The sequence below is a fragment of the Nocardiopsis sp. MG754419 genome, from assembly GCF_018207095.1.
Taxonomy (GTDB): Bacteria; Actinomycetota; Actinomycetes; order Streptosporangiales; family Streptosporangiaceae; genus Nocardiopsis.
Genome location: NZ_QOCZ01000284.1, coordinates 1 through 2172 on the forward strand (window position 1 = coordinate 1; position 2172 = coordinate 2172).

A 2172-nucleotide genomic window follows, 5' to 3' on the forward strand; every position below is an offset into this window, starting at 1 on the left:
CCTCCAGGGGCGACTCCGCGCCCACGAGCGCGAGGGCCATGGCCACCGCCACGCAGGCGGCCGCGGCGGCCCCCGCCGTGGCCTGCTGCCCACGCTTGGACATGCGGTTCCACCAGGCACCCGCGGCGGCGGCCCCGGGCACGGAGGCCAGGTAACCCGTGGCACCGAACCCGACGACCATCGGCAGGACGATCCCGCGCAGACCGACGTTGACGTCCATCAGTTCCGCGTACACCTCGCGGCAGTCGGCACAGTCGTCCATGTGCCGGTCCACCTTGGCGGTGTCCCGCTTGGACAGTCCGCCGCGCACGTAGGCGCCCAACAGGCCGATCGTGGGACGGCAGGCCTCCGCGGTCCCCCCGCCCGTCAGGTGCATCTGCAGGTAGGCCTGGCGCAGCCCCTCACGGGCCCGATAGGCCAGCGCGGCGACGCCGTTGGGGTTCATCCCGAGGATGGTCGCGGCCTCCGCCGGCTTGACCCCCTCGATCTCGGTGTGCCACAGGACCGACTGCCAACGTTCGGGCAGCGACAGGAAGGCCCGGGCGATCAGGGACCGCTCCAACCCCTCCAGAGCGGGGTCGACGAAGGGCTCGCCCGCGTCGTAGCTCTCCATGTCGTCGGTGACGACCTGGCGCTTCTCCCCGCGCCCCCGGTCGTAGGCGGCGTTGCGGACCGCGGTGAGCAGGTAGGGGCGGAAGGCGTCGCTGGGACCGCCCCCGCGTTGGATGACGCTGAGCACCTTGGTGAACGCCTCGGCGACGGCGTCCTCGACCTCGGCCTCACCGCGCAGGAGCTGGCGGGCCAACCCCCGCGCGGCGACCGCGTGGCGTTCGTAAAGGGTCCCGAAGGCGGCGTTGTCCCCACCCTTGACCTGCTCGATGATCTCCGCGTCACCAAGCAGTGTCCCTGTGTACTCACCCTCGGCGTCGGTCACCCCGCGCCCTTCCAGTCGTAGTCCGGCCCCGTCACAGGCCGGAACCGGGTGAGGGGGCGTGGGTTCGGCGTCCGAAAACACGTGCTCGAAAAAATATCCCCTATCCGCGTCATAGCCGCCACCGATCTTCGTGATTAGGGGTGAGGGCGGACGGAGTGGGCCCACCGCGGGGGCGCGGTTCCACCTCTGTCCACCTGGGGAAACGACGACCAGGAGCAGAACCATGGCCGACATCGAGCTGGGCTCGGGAACGGGGCGACACACCGTCCACCGTGCCCGGGAACTACGCACGCCGTGGAGACACCGCTCACAGGAAGCGGGCTGGGACCGGTCCGAGGACTGGTGGACACCCGCGGTGGACGCCCTGTGCGAGGCCCACGTGGTCGGGGACGACCTGACCGGACCCTGCGAACGTCTCGGGGAGGCCCGAGCACGTTCGGGGGTGGGGATCGGCCGCACCCTGGCGGACCTGGACGCGTTCACACGCGTCATCGGTCTGTGGCGCCCTCCACTGCCCATGATCATCGCCCTGGCCGAGGGCTGGGAACGGGGCGGACGGAGCCGCGCCGACTGCCAGGACCCGCTGACCGGGCTGGCCGACCGCGCCTACCTCCGCACCCGGGTCGGCGAACTGTACCGAGGCGCCGAGGACGGCGTTCCGCCCGCGCTCGGACACCGGCTGGTGGTCCTGGCCCTGGACCCGTCCCTCGACCCGTGGCGGCGGGCGGCACGGCTCATCGTGCTCGGCCACGAACTGCGCCGCTTCTTCACCCGCGGGGAGTCCGTGTGCCTGGTGAACCGGTCCCGGATCGCGGTGATCGCGCCGGACGGACCGGAGCTCCCCGGGGAACTCGACGACCTGCGCGAACAGACCGGCTGGGAACACGGGGCCGCCGTGTGGTCGGTCCCGTTGCCCGGCACCCACCCGGAGGCGGTGTCCCTGCTCGACGCGCTGGACGGCGGGGGCGATCGATCCGGCACATGACCCGATGACGCCGTTCCGACGCGGTGGCCCTCCTCGAGGGGGGAGGCGCCCTCGTCGGACGGCAACGCCGACCGCCGCGCGATGCCGAGGGGACGCGCGCAGGGCGGTCGGCCCCGCCCGGAGATCACCCCCGGGCCCTCTGGCCCCCACGAGAGGGCGGCCCCAGGGAGTACCGGGCGGGAGGGCGCGTTCGCGCGCCCGGGGCGTGCCCGCACAGGGGAGGCGGGCGCGCCCCTTCTGTGCGACACCCGAC

Annotated in this window: 2 protein-coding genes; one reads left to right on the forward strand and one right to left on the reverse strand. The window is 72.9% G+C overall.

What is annotated here, in order from left to right; genetic code table 11:
• Positions 1-934 (reverse strand): sigma-70 family RNA polymerase sigma factor (locus DSY14_RS27625; RefSeq protein WP_211719536.1); only part of this gene is annotated, 934 nt, incomplete at its 3' end.
• A gap of 223 nt (positions 935-1157) precedes the next feature.
• On the opposite strand from DSY14_RS27625, the gene DSY14_RS27630 reads away from it, so the two are divergent.
• A complete protein-coding gene (locus DSY14_RS27630; RefSeq protein WP_211719537.1) occupies positions 1158-1919 on the forward strand; it encodes a hypothetical protein in 762 nt (253 codons plus the stop codon).
• Positions 1920-2172 lie beyond the last annotated feature (253 nt).

What these genes read in the sequence shown, in the direction of transcription:
- DSY14_RS27630 (WP_211719537.1), top strand. Translation starts at nt 1,158, where the DNA reads ATGGCCGACATCGAGCTGGGCTCGGGAACGGGGCGACACACCGTCCAC.